The organism is Acetilactobacillus jinshanensis, assembly GCF_004359375.1.
GTDB classification, from domain to species: Bacteria; Bacillota; Bacilli; order Lactobacillales; family Lactobacillaceae; genus Acetilactobacillus; species Acetilactobacillus jinshanensis.
Genome location: NZ_CP034726.1, coordinates 1,523,866 through 1,538,730 on the forward strand (window position 1 = coordinate 1,523,866; position 14,865 = coordinate 1,538,730).

Genomic DNA, 14,865 nt, shown 5'->3' on the forward strand with positions numbered 1-14,865 from the left:
GTAACAATTTTATTATAACAAGACAGAATACCTATAATTGTTACATTTCCATTATAAAAAGGCCACTTTTTATAAAAATGACCTTTTCATTTAATGATGATTATTTTATTCAACAACTAATGCGCGCTGATGACGGAACTTCTTGTTATATAACCGCATCAATAAACTAGTCGATGCCCAACGAGTCTTTGGACTCTTATGATGACGGGCAAACGGATCGGCAACGAAGAACTGACCTTTTCGGTAACCTAAGATGACTAAATCATGATCAGAGCCAGGCTTCTTTAGCATGTATGGACCTTCAAAGACTACGGCATGGCCATGGGTAACTTCCTGAATAAACTGTGACTTGGTAGCACCGGAAATATCCTTAGCCTGAGCACCATACTTCCGAGCGATCCTTACCATTGCATCGGGGTAAATTGTTGCGTGACTACCGTATTTATAAGGATTCTTGGTGTAACCAACATTCGGGTTCTTGCTCCGCGGAGTTTGCTTAACGATCTGCTGTAACGGAACGTTCATAGCCTTATTCTGCGTACTCATGGCGGTCTTTAACGAAGCTTCTTCACACGCGTCTTCTGCAGCTGATGGCCAGAACTGGCTAATGTAGACGTACGGTAACACGTATGTTGAAGTCGAGTGAACGGCATTCGCGTTTACCCAGCCAATCGGCTTACCTTGACGCATAATGTGATCAAAGGTCGGTTTATTTTTAGCAACTGCCTTTTGATCCACCTGAACTAAATTGGTAAAGTTTTTCGGGTTTTGAAGTAGAGTCTTGGTATTTCCAATCTGAGTCTGTTTTGTGTGATTAGGATTTCGGTAGATGTTTTCAAGGCTAGTTACTCGCTGGGTCTTAGAATTACTCAAAAGGATGCGGTAATGCTTAGTAAGATTTTTTGGTTGTCCCTGAATCTTATTGGGACTCCGGTGGCGAACCGATGATACCGCAGTTACTCGGGTCCGATTATAATTAGCAACGTTCTTCTCATGTCGATAACCAACGATAACAGCTAATAAAATAACTATAACGGCCACTAACTTTAGCCAATTGCTTTTCATATTCAGAAAAAACTTCTTTCGTTAATTTAGTTCTTTTCAAAATTGTGTTATTTACATTGTACAAAAGATTTAGAAACACGTTAACCGGTTATGGAATTATTTTTAAGTTGATTTTACTCAAATCTGGCGTTATAACGCCACAGCTCGCCGACCACGTAACTGATTATCAAAGATCTTCATGAAACGAGTCGTTTTTACCCAAAAGATTCGGTGACGTTGACCTAAATATCGGTATGGATCAGCCACCAAAAAGTGGCCCTTTTTGTAACCAACTAACGTTAAGATGTGATACGAACTGTTGGTGTCAATCATCTGAAATGAGCCCACAAAAACGACGGGATTACCATGTTTAACCTCTTGAATTAGTTTAGCTTTCTTGGCATCGGTAATGTTACGGGCATCTGGATCATAGTGCCGAGCGTATTTTGCAAGGGGCTTTGGATAAATCGTTTGACTAAAAATACTGTTAAAGCCGTGCTTAATTAAATTCCACCAATAATAAAAGCCAGAATTATCCTTATACGGATTACCGCTAAAGCCCTTATTAGAATTAGAACTTTCCGGCATGTGATCAACAATGTACATCAAGCCCACATCATTCGCTAGGCCCTTAGCACTTAGACCAATCTTTAAACTAGTTGCCTCGCAAGCTTCCGGTGCCCACAGCGGATAAAGCTGACTATAATATTGATACGGCAGAATATACTGACGAGGCGTTGCTAAACAACGAGCGTTAACCCAACCGTAAACTCGACTCCGATGAATAATTCGATAGTAAATTTGATGATCATGAGTGGCCTTTGTCGTTGGCTTAACTAATTGACCATGTAATTGTCGAGTGTTTAAAACCGCTTTGGAGTGTAAACTAAAGGGACGGTTATACACGGACCACCCCTTTTGTCTAATCATTTTTAATTTAGCGTGATGAAGCCTAGTTATCTTAACGGTTCGAATTTCGTTGGAAGAACTCGACCTTACTGGAGTTTGTAGATTCACGAAGCTTAAAACTAAACAGCTTATTATAATAAGTAACGTTGTTTTAAGTTTCACGTGAAACACCCCTCGTTTTCCTTACCTAATATAATATATTAATTATCGACTCATAATCAATATACTAATAAAGCTCGAGCGCCACGTTTCTTAGCGGTAAAGATCTTCATAAACTGACTGGTGCTGACCCAACCGTCAATAACGTTGCCATAACGTTTACTAAACGGGTCCGCAAAATAGAAATAGCCACGACGATATCCCAGTAAGACTAAACTATGGTCGGACTGAGTATCTCGCATTTTATACGATCCCGCAAAAACGACCGGGTTACCATGAGTAACATCATGGATCAGTTCTTTCTTTGAAGCTCCAGTAATGTCTTTAGCACGAATGTGAAACTGCTGACGAGAAACTTTGGCTAGAGCACGTGGATAAATTGAAGCTCCAGTCCCTAATTTAAACGGATCTTTAGTATAACCATCTTGAGGATTAGTGCTTCGTGGAATTCGTTTAACGACGTTTCGTAACGGAGTGTGCATTCCTTTACCCTTCACACTTAAAGCCATCATTAACGAGGCAGCTTCACAGGCGTCATCAGCATGTGATGGCCAAAATTGACTAACGTAGCGGTACGGTAGCATATATACTTTAGGAATCGCTAAATCCTTTGCATCGATCCAGCCTAACGTTCGACCTTGACGACCAATCTGATAATATCTAACTTTCCCATCAACTTTAGCCTCTAAATTAAGGTGGACGACTTTATTAGTGCCCGCTAGACTATCAACGTTCCCAACAGACTTTACACCGGGATTGTACGGATGCTGCCACAGACGGGCATCATGCTTAACCACCCTTAATCGACGGCGACTGGCAGACTGAATTTGGTACTGTGTTTGCTGTTGAACACTTGCCGCATTAACCATGACATTACCATGGCTATAACTGGTTGCACTGACACCGCCTAGCGTCAGCAATGCTCCAGTGGCTACAAAGATTATTAATTGCTTTGACTTAAACATTTTCAATTTCCTTATCCATATTCAAAATCTATTCATTCCACCGTGTAGTATAAAGGACTAGCGTTACCATTCGTTTACAGCCACGTTAATGAGATGTTAATAGAATATTAAAAAAAGACGTTTGAATAATCAAACGTCTTTCAAATTTAATTAATATTAAATTATTATTTATTAATCTCAGCGAGTTTCTGTTTCAGAAATTTAGCTAATGGCGCCTTGGGATAATACCCGGTCACCTTTTCATGAGCCTTACCGTGTTCAAAGATCACTAAACTTGGAATACTCATCACGGTATACTTTTCAGCTAATTTTTGCTGATGCGATACATCTAATGACCCAAAATGAATTTGGCCTTTAAATTCATTCTCTAATTGATCCATGATCGGTTTCATCATTTTACAAGGACCACACCAAGGGGCCCAAAAATCGATCACAGTTAACGGGTTATTCGTTTCTGATTTTAAATTGTCTTTAGTAATTACGGTTGCCATCAAAACGTCATTCCTATCTCTATGATGCTCTTCGTTGACGAATGATATGAATAATTATCGTCACGACAATACAGGTTAACACGATCAAACCAAACCAAAGCGGTGGCACCTGAAAATTAATGGCTGGAATCGAAGCAAATAATTTAATTGCGATAATGGCAATCAACACGTAGGCCATTGGCTGAAGTTCTGGGATCTTATCCATTAAGACCATGATGATTTCAGCTACACCACGCATGATCGCAATCCCGATGCAACCACCTAACAAGACGATTACCGGGTTACTGGATAGCGCTAACCCAGCTAGAATCGAATCAACTGAGAACATAATGTCCATCAGTTCAATTTCACCAACGGTTCGCCAGAACAACCCCCGTTGACTTTCACCAGCCCGGGATTTCTGTTTCTTTAATTTTCGTTGCTTTTTAGCACCTGGTTTAAAGAATTTATAAACCAGATACAGTAAGTATGCACTTCCGATGATTTTAATTGGCCAGAAGTGGATCATGTATGTTCCAATCCCAATAACCAGGAACCGAAACAGGTATGCACCCCAAATCCCGTAAAATAGGGAATCCTTACGCATTTTCTTAGTCGGCAGAACCTGGGTCTGAGCGGCTAATACCACCGCATTATCAACACTTAACAGACATTCCATGATGATCAAGGAAAAGATCAGAACCCAATCACCAGTGGAATCAAAAACCGTAGCCCAGTTATGAAGACTGAAGAAGCCTCCATATAGGTTTGATAAAATATGGATCAAAAAACCGTTCCCTTCAAAATATAGAGATTATTTACCTTTTAATATGTTTTTTAATACGTTGACTTACCGTTTAAAGCTTCTAAATCATAGCGGTTTAAATGATATTGCTTAATAACGTTAATTAACTTTTTAGCGTAGTTTGGATCGGTTGCGTAATGGTTCTTTTGTAAGAGTTTAGCATCGGTAATGTAACTCATGACGTGACGCCGATGAATGAAGCCCTTACTAAGAGCGTGATCATGATCTAAAATCGCGGCACCCAAGCTAGGATACTTACGGAAAGCGGCTTTAATGGTAACTTTCTTACCCTTTTCGTATTCAGCCGTTTCGTACGTTACGGACCTACCATGGTATGAGCCCTTAATTCCAAACGGGTTATTAGCGGTTTTATATAACTTCGACGTGCCCCAGTTCGATTCAACAATTGCCTGGGCAATTACAATGCTGGGTAAGATCTGATAATTCTTTCGATAGGTTTTGATGGCCGGAACTGCGATCGTCCGCATAAATTGCTTATCATGACGCTGCTGTTGTAATTGAGGATCATTTTGTTCCTGACGGATTTGCGTAACGTGATCAAAATGATCTTTTACACCACGAATTCCAAAGCCAATAATAATAACTAAGACGATTGCGACTAGCCAAAAAATGACTTTGCCTCGATGATTATTTACACGATTTACTTTTTTCAACGTAATTTACCCCTATATTTTTATAATCAATTTTGCAATTTCATTATACTACTAAATAATTTACGTATTTTCTAGTCCAATAACATCAACTATATATGGTAAAATTTAATATGCTGTTAATTCTCGCAGAGGGGCATATTAATGTTTAAATCCACCAAGCCAAATCGTTTAATCATCATTATTTTTTGGTTAATTTTAATTTTTATCGCAATCGTCAAATTACCGAGTATTTCTAACTTAACGACTGATCTTAACGAACAATTGCGGGAGCCATCCCAGATTTCCCAATCTGAACAGTTAATCAATTCAAATCGACTCCAACGTGGTTGGGGACGACGACTTGGTCACACAACAACTGCCGACGTAGTTTATAACGAACGAAACGGTAAAATTACCGATCATCAGCAAAAACAGATTGACCAACGGGTTCGTCATCTACAAAAACATGCCTCTGAATACGGAATTCAAAAGATTACCGATCTTAATACCGATCGAAACGGTAGTGATGAATTAAAATCCCATGACAATTCAACTGAATTAATTCAACTTAGTGTTGGGAATCCTAATCAAGGTGCCAATGCCAACATTTGGGCCAATGAAATTAAAGGTCAGATGTACGTTCCAACACTTCGTTCTTCCGTTACCAGTCCACAATTATTGAAAGCAGCCAGCGTGCATCATACCGTTCACCTCACAGCAATGATTACCGTGATTGGTTTAGTTCTATCTAGCATGACGATCGGCTTTATCTTTAAATCATTAATTGTCCCGATTATTTCATTAATTACCCTATTAATTACGGATTTAATTTCATTAAGTTTAGCCGGTAACCTAGCTAAGTGGACCGGTTTCAACGAATTCACGCCACTTGCCATTTTATTGGTGATCATAACGGTAGGTACCATTATGACGTATCTAATTTGCCAAGCCATTATTAATGAACTGCCTAATCATCGTGATGCCAATAACGCCGTCCAACAAGGCTTAAGATATATAAAACGACCGATTGAACTTAGTGGCTTAATCCTAACCGTTGCTTTTGGTGCCGCCATTATGATTCCTGAAGCTAACGTAAGGTTAAGCGCTAATTTAGGCATCACTTTTGCCGTGTTAACTTTAGCCGAAATAACATTAATTCCAACGTTCATTGCTTGGCTAGGTTCAGATATTTTATGGCCAAGTCATCATTACAACCAACCCAATGGTCATAAACTGTGGAACCGGTTAACCCGATTATCACTCTGGCAACCATTAATTGGTATCATCGCCGTAATTTACTTTATCGTGCCATTTGCCTATTCATATCGGAACAACTTTAATTATCAACAATCCAATAACGTCCCAACTAATAACCAAGCATATAAAGGAAGCAATGAGTTAAACGCTCACTTTACAGCTGGTAAATCCACTCCGGTAACGATCTATTTACGAAGTCCACAAAAATTTAACCGGGAACCAACGTTACGACCGGTTGATGATTTAACCAATAAACTTCAGTCCATGCCAGGTGTTAACGCGGTTTACTCCGTAACTCAACCTAGTGGTATGCCCATCAATAAGTATTACGTCAATCATCAACTTAACGTTATTAACAGTAATTTAAACCAAAACCAAAATAAATTATATCGAGCGGATAAAAGTCTAGGTCGTAACCATAAGAAGCTCAGTCATCATCAGTTGCAGAAAATCCGAAATGGTTTAAATAAGTTATCGAACGTTAGAGGTCAAATCCCGAGGATTAACCTTAACAATCAATTAAATTCAGCTACTGGTAAGCAAAAAGCTACTATTAATAGTCAGCTCAGTAGTTACAATTCTCAACTTCAAGATCTGAATAGTAAATTGGATCAACTCGATACTGAACTTGGTAACATCAATACCATTAATAATGACGTCAAAACCTACCAACACCAGATTAAAGCCGTCAATAAGCAGATCTCGTCAACCCAGAGTCAGATTAAAAAAGTTAATGGTCAGTTAAACGATATTTACGGTTACCTGAGCAGTCTGCAAAGATCATCAGCATCCCATCAATACTTCATTACGCCCGGCCAAATTGAAGACACCGATTTTCAACAATCGTTAATTAACTTTACGAGCCAAGACGAACGAATCACTAAATTACAGGTGATCTTTGATCAAGCTCCTAGTACCCGTTACAACCAGTCACGAATCCGACATCTAATCTCTGAGACCCATACGACATTGCAAGGTACCCCATTAAGTCACGCTAAAGTTGCCTTCAGTGGCGTTCCAGTTGAACAGGCCACTATCCATAAGAACGCTAAACTAGGCTTATTTATTTCATTAGTAATTATTACGAGCATCGTTTTACTGGGCCTTAGTTTAATCAGTCGCTCAATCTTCAACCCACTCTTCTGGTTAATTAGTTTTGGAATCAGTTCATTAGCTGGATTTCAGATTACCGAACTAATCGTGCGTTACACCACTAACCAAGCCCAGTTCAATTGGCAAATTCTGTTACCCGTTATGACCACTCTAATTGGCGTAGCGATCATCGAATTGGTACCACTCAGTCTTTCTTACCGACATCGATCGGTAGATTTAACGGAATGGTTACACGAAACGTTTACCAGCTTGGGGCAAAACGTAACGACAATTTTAATCATCGTTACGTTGACACCCCTATCGCTATTCTTTGGCATGTCGTATCAATTTGCTCAAATTAGCTTAATTGTTATTATAACAACCATTATCTTTAACTGGACACTACCATTATTGGCTAGTGCGCTGGGTAAGTATCTAAAAACGTTACCACACAGTCGAATTTAATGGAATAGGACACCTAAATACTTAACAAACGACACTAAAATTTTGGCGTCGTTTCTTTTTATTACCAAAAGTTACACATCCTGGGGCTTTGTAATTGACTTGAAATTGCTGTGTAACAGTCCTGTAACATAATTCCCCTACTATATTCAATGTAGTTCTTATAGGTATCGAGTATTTTATAAGAAATTGGAAAGATGATTGATTTATGAAATATTTAGCGAAAGTTTGTACTAGTGCTTTAACATTTGGTCTTTTAATGGTTGCTGGTTCTGCAGCCGTATCCGCTAATCAAGTTAACGGTTCTCAAAATCAAAGTTCTGCTCAACAAACGACAGAAGTTAAGAATTATAAAGAACCAAAGACTTACCCAATCTATCATTTTACTCATCATTATAATAATGCTCAGAATTCTTTAAAGAAGCCGGTTGTTTATAAGCAACACGTTGCCGTTAAACATTACGCTCGTCATTTCCATTACGCAGTAAAGCCACGGAAAACCGCTAAGACGGTTAAGCTTGCTGCAACTTCTAATTCTGAAGCTAATGATCAAAACCAGGATCAAGCTTCAAACCAAACTTATTCTTACAAAGGCAATACATATAACAGTAAAGACAGTTACCTTGCCGCTAAATTCACCAACACTAAGCTATACAAAGTAGCAACATCTAAGTTAGGTGATCCATACGTATGGGGTGGCAATGGTCCGACAGTATTTGACTGCTCAGGATTCACTAAGTACGTCTATAAGAACGCTAAACACATTAACTTACCAAGACTTGCTGGTGATCAGTATACTTATGAAAAACCAGTTTCATACGCCAACATCAAGCCTGGTAATTTAGTCTTCTTCGGTGCTGCTCCATCTGCTATCAGTCATGTTGGTATGTACATCGGTAATGGTAATATGATCGATGCTCAGTTACGTGGCGTTGTTATCGAAAAGGTAATCGCACCATGGTGGCACTTAGTTGGCTGTGCTAAAGTTGTTCGTAGTTACAAATACTAATCTTTCTAATCATCGCTAAATAATTTTTAAAATTAATCCAAATAAAAAGCTCACGATTTATAAATCGTGAGCTTTTTTCGTGTCTTATTAAATTCGGTTAATTATTTGATGTTATAACCGGTAACTTTAGCTCCGTGATCGGAAACCAATAATTTGGTTAAGCTACCGTTTGCAGGACGCTTGGTGACATCATATTTACCGTTACCAAAACGTTCGACCATGCTTAGAACACTGTTACCATGACTGATTAACAGAACGTTATCCCCATCGTGAATCTTTGGGTTACTGCGGATTAACTGGAAAGCCTTGTCCCAACGTCGCCAGTAATCAGCGTTGTTTTCAGCCATATGGAATGGATCAGCTTCTTTTAAGTAATCCTTAGCTTTACCGATCGAATATTTCTTAACGATATCCTTAAAAGTCGGTAAGCCATGCGGAGCTCCGGCTAGATACCAGGTGTTATTAACATCTCCACCTTCGTAGTAGCCGTAGAATTCTTCACGGAATAACATTGAACTAATGGGTTTAACGTTATGAGAAACTTTGTTTTCGTGTAAAATAATGTTTAACGTAACTTCAGCACGGGTCGTGTCACTGCAATATGCAGCAACGAACTTAGTGTTAGCTAACTTCTTACCAGTAACTTTGGCACCGGCAATTCCGTTCTTAGTCAACGGAGAGTTGGCCCAACCCTGAAGTTTGTTAAAAATGTTAAAATACGTCTGTCCGTGGCGGACAATGTATAAATTAAATTTCTTACTCACTTATTTCATCACCTTTAAATCAAATCAGAATAAAATAAAAAGCCCACTCAAAAGATCAGGCTAACTGTTCTTCGTAATAGCGGTGGGCAATCTGTTTGTAACTAAGTTGTTTTAACGTTCGATAAATAAGGCATTTAAGATCATATAATTTAATTAACCGATAGGACATTAGCTGGGTCAAAATTAAGACGCCCGCCCGATTAATTACTTCGGCATTATGGGTTAGGGAATTCAAGATCCGGTGTAACTGTTTTGCACCAAACCGAAAAGAATTCCCATTATTAGCTTCAACTGTTAAGTTGCAGTTAATCGTAGAATTCGTCATTGTCATAGATAATCCCTCCACAGGTTATTGACAACATGCGATACATTAACTATATAATAATTCTTTTTATATAAAATGCAAATATCTATTTATTAACTGCCGAAAATCAAGATAACGTTCCTGGTTTCTGTTATGATTGAATTGCATTTAACCATTTAATCGAGGAAGTTCTGAACTTTGCAGATCGTCAAGAAATTTTTTAAATTAGTCAGCTCAAGAATGGGCTTTTTTTGGCTTCTAGTCACCCTGTTCTGGGCTAAAACCATTTACGCATACTTCACCGATTTCCAGCTGGGGATCGCTAATGCCTATGAATATTTTGTGGCCTTGATCAACCCGATCGCCACCACGATGTTACTGTTCGGGATTGCGTTGTACTTTAAACGATCCCGTTTCTTTTACCCGATCATCTTTATCATCGATATCTTAAACACGGTATTACTTTACCTAAACGTCATTTACTTCCGTGAATTTACTGATTTTATGACGGTTAACACCATGACTGGATATTCAAAAGTTGATCAGGGATTAAGCGGCAGTTCATTAGCATTAACGTCACCGCACGACGTCTTTTACTGGTTAGATTTAATCATCGTGCTGGTCTTAATGCTGTGCCGAGTTATCAAGATCGATAATCACCCGATTGGTTTTAAAAAGAGCTTCATGATGACGTCCATCGCCTGCTTAATCTTTGCGACCAATCTATTAATGGGTGAAGCTGCCCGGCCGCAATTAATCACCAGAACCTTCGATCGTTCATACATCGTAAAGTACATGGGATTAGACTTCTTTACCGCATATGATGGTGTGAAGTCCGAGCACAATAAAGATATGCGGGATAATGCCACCAAGTCACAATTAAAAGGTGTTCTTAGTTTTACACGTGATCACTATGCAGCTCCGAACCCAAAGATGTATGGTTTGGCCCGTGGCAAGAACGTCATTATTATTCATTTAGAAAGTTTCCAGCAATTCTTAATTGATAAAAAAATTAACGGTCGTGAAGTCACGCCGTTCCTAAACAAGCTCTATCACAGTCGGCATACCTACGCATTCGATAACTTCTTCCACCAAGTGGGTCAAGGTAAAACTTCGGATGCCGAAAATATGTTAGAAACCAGTACCTATGGCTTGCCACAAGGGTCATTATTTGCCCAACTTGGTAGTGATAACACGTTTCAGGCGGCTCCCGCAATCTTAGCCCAAAAGAAACACTACACCAGTGCGGTCTTTCATGGTAACGTCGCCAGTTTCTGGAACCGAAATAACACCTATAAGAACATGGGTGTTCAGAACTTCTTTGACGCTAGTTACTTTAACACTTCTGGTGACCGGTCCTCCGGTTACGGACTAAAGGATAAACTACTGTTCAAGGATTCCGTTAAATATTTGCAGCACTTGCAGCAGCCGTTCTACGTCAAATACATTACCGTCACGAACCACTTCCCGTACACGCTAAGTTCAGAAGATACGGACTTTAAGGGCCCTGACACTGACGACAACGTCGTTAATAACTACTTCAAGACGGCTCACTACTTGGATCAAGCGGTTCAGGAATTCTACCACTATTTGAAAGTTTCCGGATTAATGAAGAACTCCATGATCGTCCTTTATGGTGATCATTACGGGATTTCGAACTCGGAGAACACGGACCTGGCTCGAGTCTTAGGTGTCAGTCCTGATAAATGGAACAACTACGATAATTCCAAAGTTCAGAGGGTTCCGTTCATGATCAACATGTCAAGCATTCAGAACGGTCACATCGACCATACCTTCGGTGGTGAAATTGATGTCCTACCAACTCTGATGCACATGATCGGAATTAATTCACGACCGTACATTCAATTTGGGACCGATTTGTTCTCTAAGCAACATGACCAAATTGTACCGTTCCGTAACCGTGACTGGGTAAGTCCAAAGTACAGTTCGATCGACGGTGTGATCTATGACACCAAGACTGGCAAAGTCATTCATCCCCACGGTAAATTAACCCAGAAACTAGCCCGAATTCAGGCGAAAGTCGATCTTGAACTATCATTGTCCGATGAACCCAACGAACAGAATCTACTGCGGTTCTATCACCCAAAGGGCTTCAGAGCCGTCAATCCAAATGATTACGACTACAATCATGAGCTTCATCGCGCTAAACAAATTGAACGTCGGTTAGGCAAGAAGTCACGCAGCATTTACAGTAAGCATCATCACCATTCAACCACGGACATGTACAAGACCGATGCCCCAGAATCCAGTGATGATTCTTCCGATAGCTCAAGCAATTAGTTTTAAATTTAGATAAATAAAAACCAGACTGATGTAATTGTCAGTCTGGTTTTTATTTACTTGATTAAATTTAACAATGATCAATGTTTAAGCATCGTACTGTGAATTGGTAAACGACGCTTTGGGTATAACGCACGCATGATTGAATTAACGGCAATTGGAACTTCACCAAAACCGGTGGCGATTAAGGTATCCTTACCCTTATATTTAGCTACGTCACCGACGGCATAAACTAAGTTCTCGTTAGTCTTCATCTGCTGGTTAACATCGACCTTACGAAGCAACCCTTTTAGCTTCAGGCTCCACTTTCGCATGGCCTGGTTAGTAGCAACGAATCCAAAGTTAACTACCACGTCATCGACTTTAATTCGACGAAAATCGTTCTCTGTTCGCATTTTCTTAGCGGTAACTAATAACTTACCGTCATCAGTGGAATTCAACTCACGAATTAAATACGGCGTAATTAACTCGATTGATGATTGTTTAACGCGATCGACCATCCGTTCAAAGCCACGGAAAGTATCACGACGGTGTAACAGATAGACCTTTTTAGCAACCTTATTAAGTAATAAGGCGTTATCAATTGCCGAGTTACCACCACCGGCAACTAATACCGTCTTGTTCTTAAATTGATCTAAATTATGGACGCTGTAGAATAACTGTTTATTTTTAAATTTTTCAGCATTCTTGGCCCGTAACTTTCGGGGATTAAAGGCACCACCACCGGTAGCGATCACGATAGCTTTCGTATAAGTCTTGGTCTGATCAGTAACGATCTGATAGCCACCGTCAACCGGGATAATATCCCGAACGGCCTGGTTTAGACGGATGGTTGGGTGCATCATATGCATCTGCTTCTTTAAGGATTTAACTAGATCTTTACCCTGAATGCCAGGATGACCACCGACATCCAAAATCGTTTTGTATGGATAAAGTGCTGAGACCTGACCACCTAAATGATCAAGACTTTCAATCAGCTGCACGTTGGCATCTCGCAAGCCTGAATAAAAGGCCGCAAACATCCCAACGGGCCCACCACCGATTACGGTGATGTCGTAAAATTTATTATTCAATATAACGATCCTCTTTTCTTTTTACCTCTAATATAATATCATAAAAGAGAATTAACGCTTTAGTAAAGGAAGTCAATTCATGCATTTTACCCCCAAGAAAATCGCTCTAGGCATTGTCATCGTTATTGAAGTCATTATCTTTTGTGTCCTCATTCAGTGGCAATTCCGTGGTCGAGTTTTGAATACTGTTCACGTTAAGCAACAATCCACCGCAACGGTTTTTATTCCAGGATTTGGTGGTAACGCCGCATCAACCAATGATTTTATTAATCAATACTCATGGCATAACGTTGCGACTAAATCACTTCGAATCTATATTTCTAAAAAGAATCATATTTCAACCATGAAACAATATCATCCGATCGTTAAGAATAACCCGATGGTCCAGCTGATCTTCCAGGATGATCTTCATCCTCATCGTCAGGCTGCCCAGATGATTTACGCAATGCACTACCTGTACAAGAAGTACCACATCAAGAAAGTCAACTTCATTGGTCATTCATCAGGTGGTAACATCGCCTTTGACTACATGATTCATAATCCGCACGCTAAACAGGTGCCAACACCCGTCAAATTAGTTACGATCGGTGCTAACTACGCACCGAACGATCCGTTAGTCAAGAATCTGCCAAAAGGCTTGCACATTTTAAACATCGCCGGTGAAATTTATAATTCCAAGACCGATGGTGAAGTTCCGAATAAAATCGTTAAGCCGATGGGCAAATTAGTCCGAAAGCACGTTGGTAAATACCGTTACTACGTATACAGCAGTAACCCGATGAGCGCTGAACACTCAATGCTTCATGAAAATCCGTCGTTAGATAAGATCATCGCCGAATTCTTATGGAACAACGAATATCCTGCCGGTTCAGAAAAATAACGAAATTAATTAAATTAATATTTATAAACCTCATTTTTTAAGTGAGGTTTCTTTTTACCTAAATTAAAGCATACAAAAAGACCGCTGTGATTATATCAGCGGCCTTTTGCAATATTATTCAATTTTCATGGAGCGATTATCAAGCAATATAGCTTTAAGCATCAAGTTGAGCCTCTAGATGATGAAGTTCAGCCATCCGAACTTTATGTGGTAAGAAGCGACGAATTTCTTCTTCGTTGTAACCAACTTCAAGCCGCTTGTTATCAAAAATGATCGGACGACGCATCAAGTCAGGATACTTAACGACTAAACTGATGAGCTGAGAAAGAGATAGGTCTTCTAAGTTCATGTGCAGTTTTCTCGTTAACTTCTTGTAAATATTTGAACGGGTGGAAATGATATCCGAACTACCGTTTTCGGTTAAACGTAAAATCTGCTTAACTTCATCGGCATTTAATGGCTTAGAATTAATGTTCCGTTCACGGAACGGGATATTATGAGCTTTCAACCATCCGCGCGCTTTGCGGCTTGATGCACTGCTTGGAGCTACATAAAGATTCAACATATAATCAACTCCTTTGAAAACCAGATCACAAAATCTTAACTAACCAAAATTGGTCCGTTAATTTGTGATCTTGTAAAGCATATCATACATGACATATCTTTTAAGCCCCTTTTAGCAGTTTTTTACTAGAGTGATAATTCTTAACAATTATGT

The 14,865-nt window shown here is 39.5% G+C and carries 14 protein-coding genes; 4 read left to right on the top strand and 10 right to left on the bottom strand.

Annotation, left to right across the window (positions count from 1 at the left end; genetic code table 11):
* Positions 1–105 precede the first annotated feature (105 nt).
* From ELX58_RS07360 to ELX58_RS07385, 6 genes are all read right to left on the bottom strand, one after another.
* On the bottom strand, positions 106–1,065 hold the full coding sequence (locus tag ELX58_RS07360) for a C39 family peptidase (RefSeq protein ID WP_133442461.1): 960 nt from the start codon (positions 1,063–1,065) through the stop codon (positions 106–108).
* Positions 1,066–1,194: 129 nt separating this feature from the next.
* Entirely contained in the window at positions 1,195–1,950 is a 756-nt protein-coding gene (locus ELX58_RS07365; RefSeq protein WP_162614679.1) for a C39 family peptidase, read from the bottom strand.
* Positions 1,951–2,171: 221 nt separating this feature from the next.
* Positions 2,172–3,077 carry a C39 family peptidase gene (locus ELX58_RS07370; protein ID WP_133442463.1) on the bottom strand — a complete coding sequence of 302 codons (906 nt, stop codon included), beginning with the start codon at positions 3,075–3,077 and terminating at the stop codon, positions 2,172–2,174.
* 164 nt (positions 3,078–3,241) lie between these two features.
* Positions 3,242–3,568, bottom strand: a complete 327-nt coding sequence (gene trxA, locus ELX58_RS07375; RefSeq protein WP_133442464.1) for a thioredoxin — start codon at positions 3,566–3,568, stop codon at positions 3,242–3,244.
* Positions 3,569–3,587: 19 nt separating this feature from the next.
* Positions 3,588–4,334, bottom strand: coding sequence for a DUF475 domain-containing protein (locus ELX58_RS07380; protein ID WP_133442465.1), 747 nt, complete (start codon positions 4,332–4,334; stop codon positions 3,588–3,590).
* A gap of 50 nt (positions 4,335–4,384) precedes the next feature.
* On the bottom strand, positions 4,385–5,026 hold the full coding sequence (locus tag ELX58_RS07385; protein WP_174919259.1) for a glycoside hydrolase family 73 protein: 642 nt from the start codon (positions 5,024–5,026) through the stop codon (positions 4,385–4,387).
* Between the two features lie 141 nt (positions 5,027–5,167).
* On the opposite strand from ELX58_RS07385, the gene ELX58_RS07390 reads away from it, so the two are divergent.
* Entirely contained in the window at positions 5,168–7,819 is a 2,652-nt protein-coding gene (locus ELX58_RS07390) for an MMPL family transporter (protein WP_133442466.1), read from the top strand.
* Positions 7,820–8,024: 205 nt separating this feature from the next.
* Positions 8,025–8,825, top strand: coding sequence for a C40 family peptidase (locus ELX58_RS07395; protein ID WP_236747675.1), 801 nt, complete (start codon positions 8,025–8,027; stop codon positions 8,823–8,825).
* 101 nt (positions 8,826–8,926) lie between these two features.
* Here ELX58_RS07395 and ELX58_RS07400 read toward each other — a convergent pair whose 3' ends face one another.
* Positions 8,927–9,589 carry a histidine phosphatase family protein gene (locus tag ELX58_RS07400; protein WP_133442467.1) on the bottom strand — a complete coding sequence of 221 codons (663 nt, stop codon included), beginning with the start codon at positions 9,587–9,589 and terminating at the stop codon, positions 8,927–8,929.
* Between the two features lie 55 nt (positions 9,590–9,644).
* Positions 9,645–9,920 (bottom strand): hypothetical protein, encoded by a 276-nt coding sequence (locus ELX58_RS07405; protein WP_133442468.1) that lies wholly within the window; start codon positions 9,918–9,920, stop codon positions 9,645–9,647.
* Between the two features lie 171 nt (positions 9,921–10,091).
* Here ELX58_RS07405 and ELX58_RS07410 point away from each other — a divergent pair, with 171 nt between their 5' ends.
* Positions 10,092–12,194 carry an LTA synthase family protein gene (locus ELX58_RS07410; RefSeq protein ID WP_418620902.1) on the top strand — a complete coding sequence of 701 codons (2,103 nt, stop codon included), beginning with the start codon at positions 10,092–10,094 and terminating at the stop codon, positions 12,192–12,194.
* An 80-nt stretch (positions 12,195–12,274) separates the two neighbouring features.
* On the opposite strand, the gene ELX58_RS07415 is transcribed toward ELX58_RS07410, so the two are convergent.
* Entirely contained in the window at positions 12,275–13,216 is a 942-nt protein-coding gene (locus tag ELX58_RS07415; RefSeq protein WP_133442606.1) for an NAD(P)/FAD-dependent oxidoreductase, read from the bottom strand.
* 130 nt (positions 13,217–13,346) lie between these two features.
* On the opposite strand from ELX58_RS07415, the gene ELX58_RS07420 reads away from it, so the two are divergent.
* Positions 13,347–14,147, top strand: a complete 801-nt coding sequence (locus ELX58_RS07420) for an alpha/beta hydrolase (RefSeq protein WP_133442469.1) — start codon at positions 13,347–13,349, stop codon at positions 14,145–14,147.
* 154 nt (positions 14,148–14,301) lie between these two features.
* On the opposite strand, the gene spx is transcribed toward ELX58_RS07420, so the two are convergent.
* Positions 14,302–14,712, bottom strand: coding sequence for a transcriptional regulator Spx (spx, locus tag ELX58_RS07425; RefSeq protein WP_133442470.1), 411 nt, complete (start codon positions 14,710–14,712; stop codon positions 14,302–14,304).
* Positions 14,713–14,865 lie beyond the last annotated feature (153 nt).